This window comes from Ferrimonas senticii DSM 18821, assembly GCF_000422665.1.
GTDB lineage: Bacteria > Pseudomonadota > Gammaproteobacteria > Enterobacterales > Shewanellaceae > Ferrimonas > Ferrimonas senticii.
The window spans coordinates 617,385-634,666 of the sequence record NZ_AUGM01000001.1 but is presented as its reverse complement, the minus strand read 5'-3'; the positions used below and the strand labels follow the sequence as shown (position 1 = coordinate 634,666).

The 17,282-nt window shown below is 54.1% G+C and carries 13 protein-coding genes; 12 read left to right on the top strand and 1 reads right to left on the bottom strand.

Going from position 1 to position 17,282, the window contains the following annotated elements:
• The 6 genes from glgC to G506_RS18570 all read left to right on the top strand — a co-directional run bounded on the left by glgC (position 1) and on the right by G506_RS18570 (position 6,783).
• Complete coding sequence (gene glgC / locus G506_RS0102925; RefSeq protein WP_028115573.1) at positions 1–1,269, top strand: glucose-1-phosphate adenylyltransferase; 1,269 nt, start codon at positions 1–3, stop codon at positions 1,267–1,269.
• A 290-nt stretch (positions 1,270–1,559) separates the two neighbouring features.
• Positions 1,560–3,083 carry a glycogen synthase gene (locus G506_RS0102920; RefSeq protein ID WP_035386902.1) on the top strand — a complete coding sequence of 508 codons (1,524 nt, stop codon included), beginning with the start codon at positions 1,560–1,562 and terminating at the stop codon, positions 3,081–3,083.
• A gap of 297 nt (positions 3,084–3,380) precedes the next feature.
• Positions 3,381–3,920, top strand: a complete 540-nt coding sequence (locus G506_RS0102915; RefSeq protein ID WP_028115571.1) for a DUF4124 domain-containing protein — start codon at positions 3,381–3,383, stop codon at positions 3,918–3,920.
• A gap of 390 nt (positions 3,921–4,310) precedes the next feature.
• Positions 4,311–5,786 carry an MATE family efflux transporter gene (locus G506_RS18575; RefSeq protein WP_084631131.1) on the top strand — a complete coding sequence of 492 codons (1,476 nt, stop codon included), beginning with the start codon at positions 4,311–4,313 and terminating at the stop codon, positions 5,784–5,786.
• 9 nt (positions 5,787–5,795) lie between these two features.
• Positions 5,796–6,422, top strand: a complete 627-nt coding sequence (locus tag G506_RS0102905) for a LysE family translocator (protein WP_028115570.1) — start codon at positions 5,796–5,798, stop codon at positions 6,420–6,422.
• Between the two features lie 34 nt (positions 6,423–6,456).
• A complete protein-coding gene (locus G506_RS18570) occupies positions 6,457–6,783 on the top strand; it encodes a hypothetical protein (protein ID WP_035386901.1) in 327 nt (108 codons plus the stop codon).
• 87 nt (positions 6,784–6,870) lie between these two features.
• On the opposite strand, the gene cysZ is transcribed toward G506_RS18570, so the two are convergent.
• Positions 6,871–7,620, bottom strand: coding sequence for a sulfate transporter CysZ (gene cysZ / locus G506_RS0102895; protein ID WP_028115569.1), 750 nt, complete (start codon positions 7,618–7,620; stop codon positions 6,871–6,873).
• A 148-nt stretch (positions 7,621–7,768) separates the two neighbouring features.
• Here cysZ and smc point away from each other — a divergent pair, with 148 nt between their 5' ends.
• From smc to G506_RS0102865, 6 genes are all read left to right on the top strand, one after another.
• The gene (gene smc / locus G506_RS0102890; protein WP_028115568.1) at positions 7,769–11,218 is read left to right on the top strand and encodes a chromosome segregation protein SMC; all 3,450 of its coding nucleotides are present in this window, start codon (positions 7,769–7,771) and stop codon (positions 11,216–11,218) included.
• 20 nt (positions 11,219–11,238) lie between these two features.
• Entirely contained in the window at positions 11,239–12,138 is a 900-nt protein-coding gene (gene zipA, locus G506_RS0102885) for a cell division protein ZipA (RefSeq protein ID WP_028115567.1), read from the top strand.
• Positions 12,139–12,195: 57 nt separating this feature from the next.
• Entirely contained in the window at positions 12,196–14,226 is a 2,031-nt protein-coding gene (gene ligA, locus G506_RS0102880; RefSeq protein ID WP_028115566.1) for an NAD-dependent DNA ligase LigA, read from the top strand.
• A 54-nt stretch (positions 14,227–14,280) separates the two neighbouring features.
• Positions 14,281–15,105, top strand: a complete 825-nt coding sequence (locus G506_RS0102875; RefSeq protein WP_035386982.1) for an SDR family oxidoreductase — start codon at positions 14,281–14,283, stop codon at positions 15,103–15,105.
• An 82-nt stretch (positions 15,106–15,187) separates the two neighbouring features.
• Complete coding sequence (locus G506_RS0102870) at positions 15,188–15,853, top strand: SIMPL domain-containing protein (RefSeq protein WP_028115564.1); 666 nt, start codon at positions 15,188–15,190, stop codon at positions 15,851–15,853.
• 139 nt (positions 15,854–15,992) lie between these two features.
• A complete protein-coding gene (locus G506_RS0102865; protein ID WP_028115563.1) occupies positions 15,993–17,054 on the top strand; it encodes an alcohol dehydrogenase family protein in 1,062 nt (353 codons plus the stop codon).
• Positions 17,055–17,282: the final 228 nt, after the last annotated feature.

Below are 17,282 nucleotides of genomic sequence, written 5' to 3'. Positions count from 1 at the left end.
ATGAATCAAGCCAGTCCTCGTTATATCAGCAAACTGACTCGGCAGACTTACGCGCTGATCTTAGCCGGCGGTCGTGGCAGTCGTTTGCACGAGCTTACCGCTTGGCGCGCCAAGCCAGCGCTGCACTTTGGCGGCAAATACCGAATCATCGATTTTCCATTGTCTAACTGCATCAATTCTGGGGTGCGCCGCATCGGCGTGGTGACCCAGTACAAGAGCCATTCGCTGATCCGTCATCTGTCGCGTGGTTGGGGCCACTTTAAAAAGGAGTTGGGCGAGTCAGTGGAGATCCTACCGGCGTCGCAGCGCTTCTCCGATGAATGGTATCAAGGCACCGCCGATGCGGTGCTGCAAAACATCGACATCATTCGCGAAGAGCGCCCCAAGTATGTGCTAGTGCTGTCTGGCGATCACATCTATCAAATGGATTACGCTGGCCTGTTAGCTGCCCACGCAGAATCAGGGGCGCAGATGACCTGCTGCTGCATTGAGGTGCCGGTTGCCCAAGCGGCCAACCGCTTTGGCGTGATGGAGGTTGATGACCAAGATCGGATTGTCGGTTTTGCTGAAAAACCGGCGCAACCGCAGTCGTTGCCACAAAATCCGGAGCACTGTTTGGCGTCGATGGGTAACTATGTGTTTAACACCGATTTTTTGTTTGAGCAGCTGCGCTTAGACCAACGGGATTGCGATTCTGAGCGCGATTTTGGCAAGGACATCATTCCGAGGATCATCAACGATCATCAGGTGATGGCCTATCGTTTTTGTTCGGCCTTATCGCAGCAATGCGCCTATTGGCGCGATGTCGGTACGCTGGATAGCTACTGGCAAGCCAATATGGATCTTTTGGCGCCGACCCCAGAGCTGAATATGTACGATCCGCACTGGCCGATCTGGACCTTTCAGCAGCAGTTGCCGCCGTCGAAATACGTTTTCGATGATGCCAGTCGGCGCGGCATCGCGGTCGATTCGATGGTCTCCGGCGGCTGCATTATTTCCGGCGCGGTGATCCGCCATTCGGTGCTGTTTAATCAGGTGCGGGTGTGCAGTTACAGCCAAGTTGAGGACTCGGTGCTGCTGCCGGATGTGGTCATTCAGCGCAATGTGCGATTGCGCAAAACCATCATCGACAGCGGCTGTGAGGTACCAGAGGGGATGGTGATTGGTTATAACCACGATCACGACCGCCGTCGTGGCTTTCGGATCACAACCAACGGGGTGGTGCTAGTGACCCGAGACATGCTCGGTATGCCCAGCTGCGCAGATTAATGGTATTAGGGCGTGTTGACCTTTGCTGTATATTTTTGCGCCCATTGTTGGTTACTTTTGATAGCCAATTGCTCTTTGTCGGTTAATTTTGCTGTTCCGTGGTCACTGGGGGCGCCTTACAGGGTCGGAATAGCGACTGTCACTCTTCGTCATACGATTTCGACGTAGAGCCACTATGCCTTCAATCGTAATCCTCGATTGATAGTCGCTATCCTCGACCAAATTCTGAACACCAAACGTCAACACGCCCTAGATAAATAGGAGAATCCACTATCAATCAGCGAGTGTTAATGATCGCCGCCGAAAACGGTGCCATTGCCGGTGCCAAAGTGGGCGGCATGGCCGATGTGATCCGCGATTTACCCCCACAACTGTTGCAGCTTGATGTCGTCGCTGACGTGATGATGCCTGCAATTGGCAATATGGCGCAGCAAGCCGGAGCACAGTGGCACAGCCAGTTGCTGGTACCCTTTGCTGGTCGCATCGAACCCTGTGAGTTGTGGTTGTTGAACGAAGCACAACAACCGCAGTGCACTTATCTAATAAGTCACTCTAGTTTCGATCGTATCTATCACAGCGACGATGACCGGCCATTCGCGACCGATGCCAGCAAGTTTGCCCTATTTAGCGCCGCGTGTTGTCATCTGCTGGCACAGCAGGTGCTGCCTGCGCCAGACGTGATCCACCTACATGATTGGCACAGTTGTTTTGTTGCTATGTTGCTGCGACTGGCGCCGCAGTATCGGCAGTTGAGCCAATGCCGCTTGGTGTTAACCATTCATAACTTGGCACTGCAGGGGATCCGTCCGTTACAACACGACAGCTCTTCGCTAGCCTGTTGGTATCCCAATCTTTATCAGCAATTGACCGCAGAGCAGCTTGATAGCATCAGCGATCGTCACCATCGACATTGCGTCAATCCGTTGCGGGCTGGCATCAATCTGGTTGATAGGATCCACGTGGTATCCCCCACATACGCCGAGGAGATTGTGCGTCCGTCACAGCCGCAGTTAGGCTTCTTCGGCGGGGAGGGGCTAGAGGCGGATCTGCAGCGTCGGCAAGGACAGTTGGTGGGCATACTTAATGGCTGTGATTATCAACAGCCGTCCCCGCCGGGAGACTATCAGCAACTGCTCAATAGCGCCGAAAATGCCATCGCCGCTTGGATGGGGCGGCAACCGCAACTGCGTAGTGTCGATCAGTTAGCATTGCTGCGGTTGGCCCAGTGGCGCCGGAGCAAACCACATATGTTGCTAACCTCGGTCGGGCGTCTGACGGATCAAAAAGTGCTGTTATTGCGTCATCGGCAAGCGGACGGTCGAAGCACCCTGGCGCATCTGCTCGAGCAGTTGCAGCGACAGCCGCACGATGTACGACTGCTTGTGCTTGGTAGCGGCGACCGTCACATCGCCGACGAGTTTCGGCAACTGGCTGGTGAGTTCGCCAATTTTCTATTTATCGATGGCTACAACGAACCATTATCGCTGCAGGTTTTCGCTCAGGGCGATCTGTTTTTGATGCCCAGTTCATTCGAGCCCTGTGGCTTAAGCCAATTGTTGGCGATGCGAGCCGGGCAGGTCTGTTTGGTGCACTCAGTTGGAGGTCTGAAAGATACCGTGGTGCCGCAGCAGCACGGTTATGGATTTAATGGCGATGATCTTGACCAGCAAAGCCAGCAACTGCTGGCCACGGTTGAATTGGCGCTGCGTCAATTTGGCAGCGACACCTTTTCCGAGTTACAGCGTCAAGCTCGGCAGCTGCGGTTTGATTGGCAGCGGCAACTGCCAATCTACATTGATAAGCTGTATGGCTAATACCATTCCCACAAAAATTATTTAACCTACTAATATTAAAGACTAAATCATTTAAAGGCTTAGATGTGGTTGGCGGTGAATGCAATTCCATTAGCGGTTCGTGTTGCGTTCAGCCTGTTTTGTTGGAATATCCATCTGAATTTATTAGACGGTAACCCAAATTGACTACAAACCCCGTCTATAGCCACAAAAGTAAATTATAATTTGCTCAGGATTTAGGGTGCAGCGTAGGCAAAACTGAGTCATGCGCAGTAATAGCTACTCTACGCTGATGCTAATTTGGGACAAGGACGCACCATGAAGCAACTCGCCACATTATTGTTAATCTGCTGTTCATTGCCACTTGCGGCGGATGTCTACAAGTGGATTGACGAAGGCGGTAACGTTCATTACAGCCAGATGGCGCCACTGGATGGTGACAAAGCGGTTGAACGATTCGTTGGCGCCGATGAACGCGGTGGTAATAAAACTGTGGTGATTCGCTTGCCGCCGTCACACCAGCGCTTAAGTAACAGCGCTACCGAACTGGCGGTTCGGGTAATGGAAGACAAACTGGGACTGGCGTACGACAGTGAAGCGTTAAATTGCCACGGTGCGGTAGATAACATCACCGCCAGTTTAGATAGTGTCAATCAAACTGCTCAAGCTCGGTTTAAAGAGGGGCTGATCAACGACATCGAACTGGAGCGGATCCAAAACATGGTGCGGGTGCTTAAGCGTCAAACCAGTATCCGTCATTGCCAAAACTCGGTGACCTCGCAAAAGGCGTTTTATACCTGCATGTCGAATGGCTATAGCCATGTAGTGGCTTGTTTGAACAAGCATCAGCCGACCTGATTTAGTAAACCTTTGTGGTGTTAAAACCGATGGCAATCGCCATCGGTTTTTTTATTTTTAGCCTTCGCCGTTGCGGTACAAATGGTACAGTTACCCGGGGCGTGTTGACGTTTTGTGTTCAGAATTTGGTCGAGGATAGCGGCTGTCAATCAAGGATTGCGATTGAAGGCCTAGTGGTTCTACGTCGAAATCGTATGACGAAGAGTGACACCTGCTGGTCCGACCCTGCAAGGCGCCCTTCAATGACGAATGAACAGTAAAGTTGCCTAACCAAGTTCAACTGACTGTCAAAATTAGCCAATGACGGGCGCAAAAATATATTGCAAAGGTCAACACGCCCCATTTTTTAACGCTTTCTTTGGCTCTGATGCCAACGCGATAGGAGTAACCGTGGCCCAAGCTGTGTTTACCACCGGCAGTACCCTGCGACATATCTTGGTGATGACCTTCACCAGCAGCATCGGTTTGATGACCATGTTCACCGTCGATCTGGCGGACATGTATTTCCTTAGCTTACTTGGCCAGCAAGAGTTGGCTGCGGCAATTGGCTTTGCCGGTACCTTATTGTTTTTACTGACCGCGATCGCCATCGGCTTGAATATCGCCATGGGCGCAATGGTCTCTCGCGCCGAAGGCGGCCGCGACCGCCAAGCGGCGGCGCGCTATTGCACCAACGTGGCAATTTTGAGTGCGATCATCGGTGTGGTTACCGCCATTCCGGTGTGGTGGTTCTTGCCGGAATTGTTGACGCTACTTGGCGCGAAAGGGCTGACCCATCAATACGCCTTGGAATACGGTCGGATCCTGCTGCCCAGCAATGTGTTTTTAGCGGTCGGGATGGGTGGTGCTGCGGCACTGCGGGCGGTTGGCGCTGCCAAGTTGTCGATGTATGCCACTATGGTTGGCGGCTTGGTTAATGCGGTACTCGATCCGCTGTTTATCTTTACCTTCGATTGGGGCTTACACGGTGCGGCATGGGCATCGGTGGTGGCGCGGGTGGCCATTGTGGCAATGGCGTGGATCCCACTGTATCGCCGCTTTGGTTTGGTTGCGCCGCCGTCGTGGTCGCGCTTTGTGGCTGATCTGCGGCTGGTGATGACCATTGCCTTGCCGGCAATGCTTACCAACCTGGCTACACCGATTGGCAGTAGCTACGTGATGAAGTCGATGGCAGCCTATGGCGATTCGGCGGTGGCAGGTGCGGCAATCATTGGCCGCTTAGCGCCGGTGGCGTTTGGCTTTGTGTTTGCTTTAAGCGGTGCCATTGGCCCCATCATCGGCCAAAATGCTGGCCAGCAAAATTATCAACGTGTGCGTGAAGCGATCCGCAACGCATTGTTGGTCAACCTCTGTTACGTTGCTGTCGTATGGTTGCTGTTGATAGTGGCAGCTGAACAGATTGTGCAGCTGTTTGATGCCAGTGGTGACGCGGCGGAGTTGATAACGTTCTACCTTGATTTTTTGGTTGGCGGTTTTGTGTTCGCCGGCACGTTATTTATTACCAACGCCTGTTTTAATAATTTGAATCGTGCCCACATCGCTACGGTATTTAACTTCGCTCGCGCCTTCTTGGGTACCATTCCGGCGGTGTATCTGTTGTCTGCGCTATTTGGGGCCAAAGGGGTAATGGCCGGAGAGATGGTCGGCGTGGTGGTGTGGTCGCTGCTGGCGGTTTGGTTGGTGCACCGCACCGTCAATCAGATAGAAGCGGGCGTAACGCCGGAGAAGACCGAGGTTGACGAACTGTTCGAGCCGCTGGAGCGGGATGAAACCTGCCCTTGGGCGTACAGCTCTGGGCAGACCCAGTTACACCAGCAATGTCATTCACACAGCGACTGCGAAACCGCTGAACGCCCTGCAAGGTAGAGTATTTCGATGAATTTAATGACCTGGTTGTCGTTGGCGACCATCTGTGTCTTGGGGGCGGTTAGCCCTGGCCCCAGCCTAGCGTTGGTGATTAACAATACCGTTGCTGGTGGTACCCGTCGCGGTCTAATGACGGCAATCGGGCATGGTGTTGGGGTCGGTCTGTACGCCCTGATCACAGCTTTGGGGTTGGCAGTAATCATCAAACAAACGCCGATGCTATTTAGCGCCATCCAATATGGCGGTGCGGCGTTTCTGCTTTATACCGCGGCACGGATATTGCTTAGTAAATCGCAACCGCAAAGCGGCGATAACTCGACGGCGGCAACAGCGCACTCTGCCAGTCGATTTGTTGGCTTTGGTGGCGGCTTTATGGTGGCGTTTTTAAATCCTAAATTGGCGTTATTTTTCTTGGCGCTGTTTAGCCAGTTTGTGTCACCGGAGCAAGGGTGGTGGCAGCATCTGATTATGATGCTGACCGCCGGCGGTATTGATGCCCTCTGGTATGCGGTAGTGGCCTTAGGGATTGGCGGCACGGGCTTGTTGGCGATACTGAAGCGCCATCAAGTTTGGGTTGACCGACTCAGTGCGATGCTGTTTATCGCCCTAGCGTTGGTGGTGATCATCAGCTCCTAAGGCGATAAAGGATGATTCAAGGAGAGAGTAGTTGATGGTAAACGTGAACCAAGCGCAAGCCTTAGCTCAGGTTAAAGCGCCAGTAACGACCGATTGTTGTGGTGCTAAATCGAGTGCCGTGACTTTGGCGCCGCCGGTGTCAGCGGCGGCGGATACGGTGACCTTAAGTGCCGAGGCTCAAGCGTTGGCCAAAGCGGATGTGGATAACCGGGGCGTAGTAGAGGATGCCAAGATGTTCACCTATGCCGCGCTTGGCATCGATCATCCAGAGCCGGCGCTAAAAGCTGAAGATGACGCTTACAAAGCCGGTCAGGCGGTTGGCGCTGCAGCCAGTGTGGTCGGTATGGGATTACTGTTGTAATTTGGCTTTAGATTTGAAAACGCCCCGCTGGCGATAACATCAGCGGGGCGTTTGTTTTTGGAGATTGAAGCTCAGTTATGACGATACTTAATTGCCGAGGCGATGAACCTCACGGTAGTGGTCTACCCAATACGCGGTAGCGCCACAAATCGCCACTGGCATTAAGATCAGGTTAACCAGTGGGATCATCGCTAACAGTGCGCAGGTTGCGCCGAAGCTAAAGGCACGCCAGCGCTGCATCTTAAGCGCCGCTTTCATCCGGTCAAACGGTACCTTGTGGTTATCAAATGGGTAATCTAAGTACTGGATTGCCATCATCCATGCGGTGAAGGCGAACCACAAAATGGGGCCGACTACCGGGATCAAAAACAGCAGGATCAAAAACAGCAGCGCTCGCGGCAAGTAATAGCCGAGTTTAGTCAGTTCGCGGCCAATCAATCGTGGCGTATCTTTTAATAGGTCGACCATCCCGCCGCTGGAGAGATCTTCTCCGGTCAGTTTTTTCTCAACCTGTTCGGCCAGCAGACCATTAAACGGCGCGGCGATAAAGTTCATCACTGTGGTGAACAGGTAAGAGGCGGAGATCACAATCGACAAGAACACCAGCGGCCACAAAATGAAGTCGAGCCATTGCAGAAACTCCGGTAACCACGCCACCAGTTGCGCCATCCACAGATCGATCTGTTGAAACAAAAAGAAGAAGGCGAGGGAGAACAGCAGCAGGTTGATGGTTAGCGGGATCATCACGAATCGCTTCAGTCCCGGTTGGCGGATAAGTTCCAACCCCTTTAACAGATATTGCACCCCACTGGCGCCGGCCGGTAGAACAGATTGCATACAAACAACTCTAAAACAGACAGATATCCAACATTGTGGTGTTCGGGTGGGCAATCGGTCAACGGCAAGCTGTTACAAAAAGATCCGGCTAGTGGTATCTTGGCCGCTGATTTTTCTCTTGTAGTTTCGGTTATTTTCCCTTCTTCGCATGCGGCTCAAACAGATAAAACTTGCTGGCTTTAAATCCTTCGTCGAGCCAACCAAAGTAGCCTTTCCCGATCCGATGACGGCGATTGTCGGTCCCAACGGTTGTGGTAAATCCAACATCATTGATGCGGTGCGTTGGGTTCTAGGCGAAAGCAGCGCCAAGAACTTACGTGGCGATGCCATGACCGATGTGATCTTCAATGGCTCAACCAGTCGCAAACCGGTGTCCTTGGCTTCGGTCGAGCTGGTGTTTGATAACAGCGATGGCCGGCTTGAAGGCCAGTTTTCCAGCTACAGTGAAATCTCGGTCAAACGTCAGGTTAATCGCGAGGGGCAGTCGTTCTATTTTCTGAACGGTGGCAAGTGCCGTCGTCGCGATATTACCGATCTGTTTATGGGCACCGGTTTGGGGCCGCGCAGCTATGCGATTATTGAACAGGGCACGGTGTCTCGCCTGATCGAGTCTAAACCACAAGAGCTGCGGGTGTTTATCGAAGAGGCGGCGGGGATCTCACGCTACAAAGAGCGTCGCCGCGAAACCGAAACTCGCATTCGCCATACCCGCGATAACTTAGAGCGGTTAAATGATATTCGTCATGAACTGGATGAGCAGATCGTTAAGTTGCAGGCGCAAGCGACCACCGCCAGTCGCTATCGAGAGCTTAAAGCCGATGAACGCCGTCTGCATGGTGAGGTGTTAGCGCTGCGCTGGCGGCAAGCGGATCACCAGAGCAAACAGCTGGATCAGCAGATCGTTAATCTACAAGGACGCCAGCAGCAACTGCAGCAGCACCAAAGTGGTGATCAGCATCGACTGGAGTTACTGCAAGCCCAGCAGCGCACGCTGACCGCCGATGAGCAACAACAGCAACAGCAGCAATTGCAGTTAACCGCTGCCATTAGCGCCGCCGAGCAGCAGCAACAGCATCAGCAGCAGCGCCAATTGCAACTGCAAGCGGAGATTGAGCGCGAGCAGCAGCATTTTGCCAATTTGGCCCAGCAGCAACAGAACTTGCAGCTAAGCCAACAGGCACTTGAGCAAGCGTTGCAACAATCGGCACCGCTGCAGCAGTTGCTTTGCGCCAATGAACAAAGCTTGCGGCAGCAATATCAGTTGCTGGAGCAGCAGCAAGAGCAAGCCGAAGCGCAGCGTGATGACGCCCGCACCAAACGTGAACAGGCGCAGCAACAGCAGCAGCAACTCGAAAACCAAACGGAATCGGTGCAGCGCGACATTGAACGCTTAACGGCGGCGCAGGTTCGCGCTTCGCAACAACTGACACTGTTGGATCTGGCGACGCTGGAAAGCGCCATTGAGGTGGCACAGTTTTCCATTAGTGATGCGGAACAGCAGCACCAGCAGGCGCAGCAACAGGTTGACCAATTAACCGTAGAAGTAGCGGCTGTCGATCAGCAGCGACTGAGTGCCAATGACGAGTTGTTGCAACAGCAGCAACAACTGTCGTCGAGTCTGGCGGAACAACAAGCATTAACCACGCTATTACGTAATCGGCAACAGGCGTTACCGCCAGAGTTAGCGGCGCTGCCACGACTTTGGCAACAGCTGAATATCGAGCCGCAGTGGGCTGCGGTAGTGGAAGCGTTGCTACAACAGCCGCTGCAAGGGGTAATTAGTGCCGAATCGCCGCAATTAAGCACAGGTGTGTTCTGTTTTACTGATGCGCCAGCGCCAATCGAAGTGGCGGCGACGTCACTGCTTAATCGGGTGCGTTGTGGTTACAACTTGGCGCCGTGGTTGGCACCGATCCACTGCGCCGACAGTGAGGCTGAGGCGCAGCAATTGCTGCAGCAGTTGCCAGCGTCACAGGCGGTGGTATTAGCCGATGGCCGCTGGTTTGGCCATGGGATCTGCGGCTTGCTTGGCGATGGTGAGCAACAGCCGTTAACTCAACTGCAAGCTCAGCTTGAGCAAAACCAACTTGCCGTTAGCAGTCAGCAACAGACGGTCGCTGCAGGTAAAGCGCAGCAGGCGCAGTTGCAGCAGCGGTTAACGGCATTGCAGCAGAGCCTTAAACAGGCCCAGCAAACGCAGCAAAGCAGCTATCAACAGTTGCTTAGCCAGCAAGGTTCGCTGGATAAATTAACTCATCAGCTGCAACTGGCACAGCAGCAGCAACAACAACTTAAGCAGCAACTTTCTGCCACTAGCGAAGAGCTGGCTAAGGCTCAAGGTCAGCGGCAGCAACTTACGCTAGAGCTGCAGCAGGCCAGTGTCAGTCAAACCCAAGCGCAGCAGCGCTGGCAGCAACGGGCTGATCATCTGGTGGAGTTGCGCCATCAATTGAAACAGCAACGACAAAAACTGGATGATCTGAATCAACAGGTGCAGCAAGCGCAGTTGCAGCAGCAGCGGGATCAGGCGCAATTGGCGGCGCTGGCGGACCAACTCGCCAGTACCCAAGGGCAGAGCCAACAGCTGCAACAGCGAATTAATGACGCTAAGCAACAGTTAGATGATCTGCTGGCACCGCAGCCCCAGCAACGTGCTGAATTGCAACAGCTGCGGCAGCAACAAAGTGAGCAGCAACAGCAGTTGCAACAGCTGCAGCAGCAACAGGCGCAGTTGGATGGTCAAGTTAAAGCGTTGCTGGGGGCAAATCGCGATCAACAGGGACAGCAATCGAAGCTGCAGCAGCAGTGCAATAAGCTGGAACTGCAGCGCGAAGGCTTGCGGGTACAAGCCCAAGGCTATCTGGATCTGTTGGCGGAAGCGCAGTTATCACTGAATGAGCTGCTGCCACAACTCGCCAGTGACGCCACCTTAACCCTGCGCAGTTCGCAATTGTCGGAAGTTAAAGTGCAAATTGAGGCGTTGGGGCCAATTAACTTGGCGGCGATCGAGGAATTTGACAGTCAGCAGCAGCGGCAGAACTACCTAACGGCGCAAGACAGTGATCTGCGGGAAGCACTGGATATGTTGGAGGGCGCTATCCGCAAAATTGACCGCGAGACCAAAGCACGCTTTAAGGCAACCTTTGATGCGGTCAATCAAGATTTGGCGGGGTTGTTTCCGAAGGTATTTGGGGGCGGCAGCGCCAGTCTGGAACTCATCGGTGACGACTTACTCGACGCCGGTGTGACCATCATGGCGCAACCGCCTGGTAAGAAGAATAGTACAATTCACCTGCTGTCGGGTGGCGAGAAAGCGCTAACAGCGTTGTCATTAGTGTTTGCAATTTTCCGCTTAAATCCGGCACCATTTTGTTTATTAGATGAAGTAGATGCGCCGCTGGACGACGCCAACGTAGGTCGCTTTTGCCGATTGGTTAAAGAGATGTCGGAAACGGTGCAATTTATCTTCATCAGTCACAATAAGGTGTCAATGGAGATGGCAGATCGTCTCACCGGCGTTACAATGGCAGAGCCGGGATGCTCTCGCATTGTGGCGGTGGATATAGAAGAGGCCGCAGCATTGGCCCAAATCGAATAACGACAAGGTTTAGCGTCTTTATGGATGACATGCGTATCGTCTTTCTGGTGGTTGGCAGTATTGCCATCACCGCTCTGATGATCCACGGCTTTTACACCGTGCAGAAGAACAAGCCCAAGCCACAAAATCGGCGTACCCCGCCGGCCAAAGGCAAGCGCAGTGACGCCAAGCCAGTGCAGCAACCAACGGTTAAAGCAACGGCCAACCGCAGCCATGAGCCATCAATTAATCTAAGCGACGACACGCTGGATGAGCCAAGCAAACCGGTGCAAGCCAGTTTGCTAAGTGAAGAGCAAGCGCCGGTGCCAGAGCAGCAGCCAGAGCAAGTGGTTGTCCGTGCAGCGGTTCGCCAAGAGCCAAAATTAGTTGAGGCGGTGCCAGAGGAGCAGATCGAACTGGAACTGCCACCGGCGCCAACCGCTGACATCGCCGCCACCGAGCCAGTCACAGAAGATGCGCTTGCAGCGCAAGTCGATGAGCCACAGGCTGCTGAAGAGCAGCAAGGCGATGTGCTGGTGCTGTACGTTGTTGGCAGCGAAGGCGAGCCAATTCGTGGCGGTGAGTTGCTGCCAAATCTGATCACCATGGGCTTTAAGTTTGGCGATATGGATATTTTCCATCGTCATCAACACAGTGGCGGTAACGGTCCGGTGCTGTATTCACTGGCGAACATGCATCAGCCAGGGGTGTTTGACCTTGACTCGATGGAGCAGCTGACCACCAACGGGGTGGTGTTGTTCCTGCAGTTGCCAAGCAGCCACGATGCCCGCGTGGTGTTCTCCACCATGCTTGGCAATGCCCAAGGGTTGGCGGATATGCACGGCGGCCATGTGCTTGATGACCAAGGTCAGCCATGGACCGATGCCGCCTACGAAAGTTACCTACAGCGGATCAAGCAGACAGAGTGTGTCTCGGCCTGATCCCCAGACTTTACAAAGGCCGCTGCATGCGGCCTTTTTGCTATTTGAGATGACCCCATGAGCCAATCCGTGCAACAGCAGATTGATGCGCTGTGCCAACAACTGACCGAATACAACTACCAGTACTATGTGTTGGACAATCCAACCATTCCCGATGCTGAATACGATCGTTTGCTGCGTGAGCTACAGCAGCTAGAACAACAGCATCCGCAGCTGCTGCGTGCCGATTCGCCAACCCAGCGAGTCGGTGGTTTGCCGTTGGCACAGTTTACCCAAGTCACTCACTTGCGACCGATGTTGTCGCTGGATAATGCCATGAACGAGGCGGAGTTCAGCGCCTTCCATCAGCGCTTGGTTGATCGTCTTGGTAGCAGTGAGGTGGCGTATTGTGCCGAACCTAAGTTAGATGGTATTGCGGTCAGTTTGTTGTATCGCGATGGCGTGCTAGAGCGGGCGGCCACCCGGGGTGATGGCACCACCGGTGAAGACATTACCCACAACGTTAAGACCATTGGCGCGGTGCCGCTGCGCCTGCACGGCGATGACTACCCTGAACTGCTGGAAGTTCGCGGTGAAGCCTTTATGCCGAAGGCTGGCTTTGCGGCGATGAACCAAAAAGCCCACGCCGCTGGCGAAAAAACTTTTGTTAATCCACGTAATGCCGCCGCTGGCAGTTTGCGTCAATTGGACAGTCGCATTACCGCATCACGACCGCTGGCGTTTTATGCCTATGGCGTCGGCGAAGTGGCGGGAGCGCGCACGCCAATGGCCGATGGTCACTATCAGCAGCTGCAACAACTGAAAGGCTGGGGGTTACCGCTGTCGTCGCTGGTGCAACTGGTTGATGGTGAGCAGGGTGCCTTGGAGTTCTTTCGTCAAACCGGTGCCGAGCGCGATCAACTTGCCTACGAAATCGATGGGGTGGTGATCAAAGCCAACCGCATCGATCAGCAGCAACAACTTGGCTTTGTGGCGCGGGCACCGCGCTGGGCTATTGCCTGTAAGTTTCCGGCGCAAGAAGAGCTGACCACCCTGCGTGATGTTGAATTCCAAGTGGGCCGTACCGGTGCGGTAACGCCAGTGGCACGACTGGAACCCGTGTTTGTCGGCGGCGTGACCGTCTCTAACGCGACCTTACATAACGCCGATGAGATCGCCCGTCTTGGGGTGATGATCGGCGATACGGTGATCATTCGCCGTGCCGGTGATGTGATCCCGCAGATTGTGTCGGTGGTGCTTGAGCGTCGTCCTGCGGATGCCAAAGCGATTGAGATCCCAACCGCGTGTCCGGTGTGTCAGTCGAAAGTGGAACGCTTTGAAGGCGAAGCGGTATCACGCTGTTCTGGCGGCTTGTTCTGCGAAGCCCAGCGCAAAGAAGCGATCAAACACTTTGCCTCACGTAAGGCGTTGGACGTTGACGGTTTGGGCGACAAGCTGGTGGAACTGTTGGTTGACCGTGAACTGGTGCAAACCCCAGCGGATCTGTTCAAGCTGTCGGCATCCACCTTGACCATGCTGCCACGGATGGGGATCAAATCCGCCGAAAAGTTGGTAAAAGCGCTTGATGCCGCCCGTGAAACCAGCTTGCCTCGATTCCTATACAGCTTGGGTATTCGCGAAGTGGGTGAAGCGACCGCCGCCAACCTGGCGCGCCACTTTAAACAGTTGGATGCCATCGCCGCGGCCGAGGTCGATACCCTTGTTGAGGTTGATGATGTCGGTGATGTGGTGGCGAAACACATCTACTACTTCTTCCGCCAACCGCACAACCAAGAGGTGATTGCGGCGTTAACAGCAACCGATGGTGCCAACATTCATTGGCCGGAGATTGCCGAAGTGGCCGCTGATAGCCAACCACTGCAAGGACAGACGTGGGTGCTGACCGGTACCTTAAATCAGATGGGCCGCACCGAAGCCAAAGCCGCGCTGGAAGCTCTTGGTGCTAAGGTATCCGGCAGCGTATCGAAAAACACCCATACGCTGGTGGCTGGTGAAAAAGCCGGTTCGAAGCTAACCAAAGCCAGTGAACTAGGGGTTGCGGTGCTGGATGAACAAGGCTTGCTTGACCTGCTAGCGCAACACAACTGATGGTAACTACCGCATTGATGGCAACGTCAATGCGGTTTTTTTAAGGAAGAAATGATGTCTCACAATGCGTTGGCTATCACAGGCTGCGGTTGGCTTGGGCTTGAGTTAGCCCTGCAACTGAAGCAGCAGGGCTGGCAAGTCAGTGGTTGCAGCCGTAACCCTGAAACCTTGGCCACCCTTGATAATGCCGGGGTGACTCCAATAAAGCTGGATCTGGGGATGGCGCTGGACTGCGACAACCCGCAGGCGCTGTTTTGCTGCGATACCTTGCTGATAAATCTGCCGCCAGGGCGCCATCAACAGGACAACCGCTATAGCGATCGGCTCCAGCTGTTGTGTGATGCGGCCAAGGCTCATGGCGTAACCCAAGCACTGTTTGTTAGTTCCACCGCGGTTTATCAAGATGGCAGTGATTACCCCGTAGTAGATGAGGGCAGTCCGCTGGCTGACAACCCGCGAGCGCTCACCATGCTCGATGGCGAAGCGGTAATTGAGGCCAGTTTTGAGCGGTGGATGATCCTCCGCCCCGGTGGCTTGGTTGGCGGTCAGCGCCACCCGGGCCGGTTCTTGGCGGGACAGCAACATCTGGCCGGTGCCGCCGCACCAGTTAACCTAGTCCATCGCGATGACGTTATCGCGGCAATTAAGTTGCTGTTGAGCCAACCGCAATGGGGGGAGATCTTCAATCTTGCTGCGCCGAAGTGGCCAAGCCGTGGCGAGTTTTATCCCGCTGCTGCGCTTAAACTGGGGCTTACGCCACCAAGCTTTAGTGATCAACGACAAACTGGTAAGCGGGTAAGTTCAGCCAAGCTACAGAGCCTTGGCTTTGAGTTTAGCTACCCCGAGCCGCTGTCGATGCCACCGCTGACAAACGCTTAACGTAAAGGATTGGTAAAGGCCGGAACTTCACGGGCTGCACCAGTCTAAGCCAGTGTGATTAGATAGTGTTGAGGTAAAACCGATGAAACAAACGTTGCCTATTTTGGCACTGACTTTAGCGTCGTTATTCAGTGTCAACGCGCTGGCCGGTTATATTGAAGTCTCCGGCAGTGCGGCCATCGAGTTAGTGCCAACCACGGCGCAGTTAACTGGCAGTGTGGTGATCACCGCCGCCAATCCTACGGCGGCGAAAGAGGGCGCCGATGCGGTGATCGCCAAAGTGCTTAACGCGTTTGATCAGCAGGGCATTAGCCCACAGCAGTATGATGCCGGACAGCTGCAACTGGGGCCGCAGTATCAATACGACAAACAAACTCGCGAGTTGGTGGGCTACCAGGCTAATCGTGAAGTGAACTTACAAGTACCGACCAGTGATGTCGGGATCTGGCTGGCACAGTTTGCCGAGTTGGGGCTAACCCAGATTGATACGCCGCGATATCAGGCACAACTCAGTCAACAACAACGGGCGCAGCTGCTGCAAAGCGCTCTGGCCGATGCTCGTAGCAAGGCCGAAGTGTTGGCGTCAGGCAGTCAGCAGCGTTTAGGCGCGGTCGAACAGATTGAAGAGGTAAGCTTTAGTGCGCCAAGACCGATGCTGAAGGCAACCATGGCCAATGCCGAAAGTTATCGTGCCGGCAGTGAAACCGAGCAAGTGCAGCTTCGAGTACGCTTTGAATTGAATGACTAAGACGGTCAACTTGCCTAAAAAAGCCGCGATAGCGTAAGCGTCGCGGTTTTTTATTGGTTAGCTTGATCTGAATGGGTATTAGCTGTTGGCGGTGGCACTAAAGTGGTAAACAAGATTCAAGTTGTAATGGAAGACCACGATGTTGAATAACACCACAACACTCCCAGAGACCATGATTGCGGTGCGGTTGATAGGCCACGGTGGCCCTGAAATGCTGCAATACGTAACCGACCAACCGCTGCCAGCACTGCACGATGATGATGTGCTGGTTAAAGTCGCTGCTGCTGGTGTCAATAACACCGACATTAATACCCGTACTGGCTGGTACTCTAAGGGCGATCATAACGATGCAGACGCCGGCTGGAATGGCAATGCCCTGCAGTTGCCGCGGATCCAAGGGGCAGACGTCTGCGGTCAGATTGTGGCAGTCGGTCGCCACGTCGATAGTAGTCGTATTGGCCAGCGGGTGTTGATTGAGCCCTGCATTCGCCACAACGATGGCCAAGCTTTGGCGCATCCTTGGTACTTTGGTTCGGAATGTGACGGTGGTTTTGCCGGTTACACCAAAGTCGCTTCAGTACATGCGCACGCCATCACCAGCCCATTATCCGATGTTGAGTTGGCTTCGTTTCCCTGTTCCTATTCCACTGCCGAAAACTTGCTGACTAAAGCGGCGGTACAACGCGGTGATCGAGTGTTGATCACTGGTGCGTCCGGCGGTGTTGGCTCGGCGGCGATTCAGTTAGCGAAAGCCCGTGGGGCGCAGGTGATTGCACTAACCTCAGCAGCCAAAGCGGCGGAGTTGCAGCGGATCGGCGCGGATCGCACCGTTGAACGCTCTCAGTCACTGCTTGAGACATTGGGTTGTAACCAGGTTGATGTGGTGATTGATCTGGTCGCAGGGCAGATATTCCCACAACTGCTGGAGGTGCTTAAGCCGCACGGCCGTTATGCCGTGGCTGGTGCCATTGGCGGCGCCGAAGTGAGCTTGGACGTGCGCACGCTGTATCTGAAAGATTTAAGCTTTTACGGTTGTACGGTGCTGGAGCCTGAGGTGTTTGCCAACTTGGTAAAACGCATTGAGGCGGGGCAGCTGCAACCCTTGGTGGCGCACACTTTCGCGCTGGCTGAAATTAGTCAAGCGCAGGCGCTGTTTCAGCAAAAAGGCCACATCGGCAAGATTGTGCTCAAGGTCGACTGATACTAGGGCGTGTTGACGTTTGGTGCTGAGAATTTGGTCGAGGATAGCGGCTGTCAATCGAGGATTGCGATTGAAGGCATAGTGGCTCTACGTCGAAATCGTATGACGAAGAGTGACAGCTGCTAGTCCGACCCTGCAAGGCGCCCCTTCGTGACCATCGAACAGTAAAATTAACCGATCAAGTTCAATTTGCTGTCAAAAGTGGCCAATAATGGGCGCAAAAATATA

Bases quoted from the DNA above. Each gene is read 5' to 3' on its own strand.
- smc (WP_028115568.1), top strand. From the start codon at position 7,769: ATGCGGCTCAAACAGATAAAACTTGCTGGCTTTAAATCCTTCGTCGAG.
- G506_RS0102920 (WP_035386902.1), top strand. From the start codon at position 1,560: ATGATCGCCGCCGAAAACGGTGCCATTGCCGGTGCCAAAGTGGGCGGC.
- cysZ (WP_028115569.1), bottom strand. From the start codon at position 7,620: ATGCAATCTGTTCTACCGGCCGGCGCCAGTGGGGTGCAATATCTGTTA.
- G506_RS0102865 (WP_028115563.1), top strand. From the start codon at position 15,993: ATGTTGAATAACACCACAACACTCCCAGAGACCATGATTGCGGTGCGG.
- zipA (WP_028115567.1), top strand. From the start codon at position 11,239: ATGGATGACATGCGTATCGTCTTTCTGGTGGTTGGCAGTATTGCCATC.
- G506_RS0102870 (WP_028115564.1), top strand. From the start codon at position 15,188: ATGAAACAAACGTTGCCTATTTTGGCACTGACTTTAGCGTCGTTATTC.
- G506_RS18570 (WP_035386901.1), top strand. From the start codon at position 6,457: ATGGTAAACGTGAACCAAGCGCAAGCCTTAGCTCAGGTTAAAGCGCCA.
- G506_RS0102905 (WP_028115570.1), top strand. From the start codon at position 5,796: ATGAATTTAATGACCTGGTTGTCGTTGGCGACCATCTGTGTCTTGGGG.
- ligA (WP_028115566.1), top strand. From the start codon at position 12,196: ATGAGCCAATCCGTGCAACAGCAGATTGATGCGCTGTGCCAACAACTG.
- G506_RS0102915 (WP_028115571.1), top strand. From the start codon at position 3,381: ATGAAGCAACTCGCCACATTATTGTTAATCTGCTGTTCATTGCCACTT.
- glgC (WP_028115573.1), top strand. From the start codon at position 1: ATGAATCAAGCCAGTCCTCGTTATATCAGCAAACTGACTCGGCAGACT.
- G506_RS0102875 (WP_035386982.1), top strand. From the start codon at position 14,281: ATGTCTCACAATGCGTTGGCTATCACAGGCTGCGGTTGGCTTGGGCTT.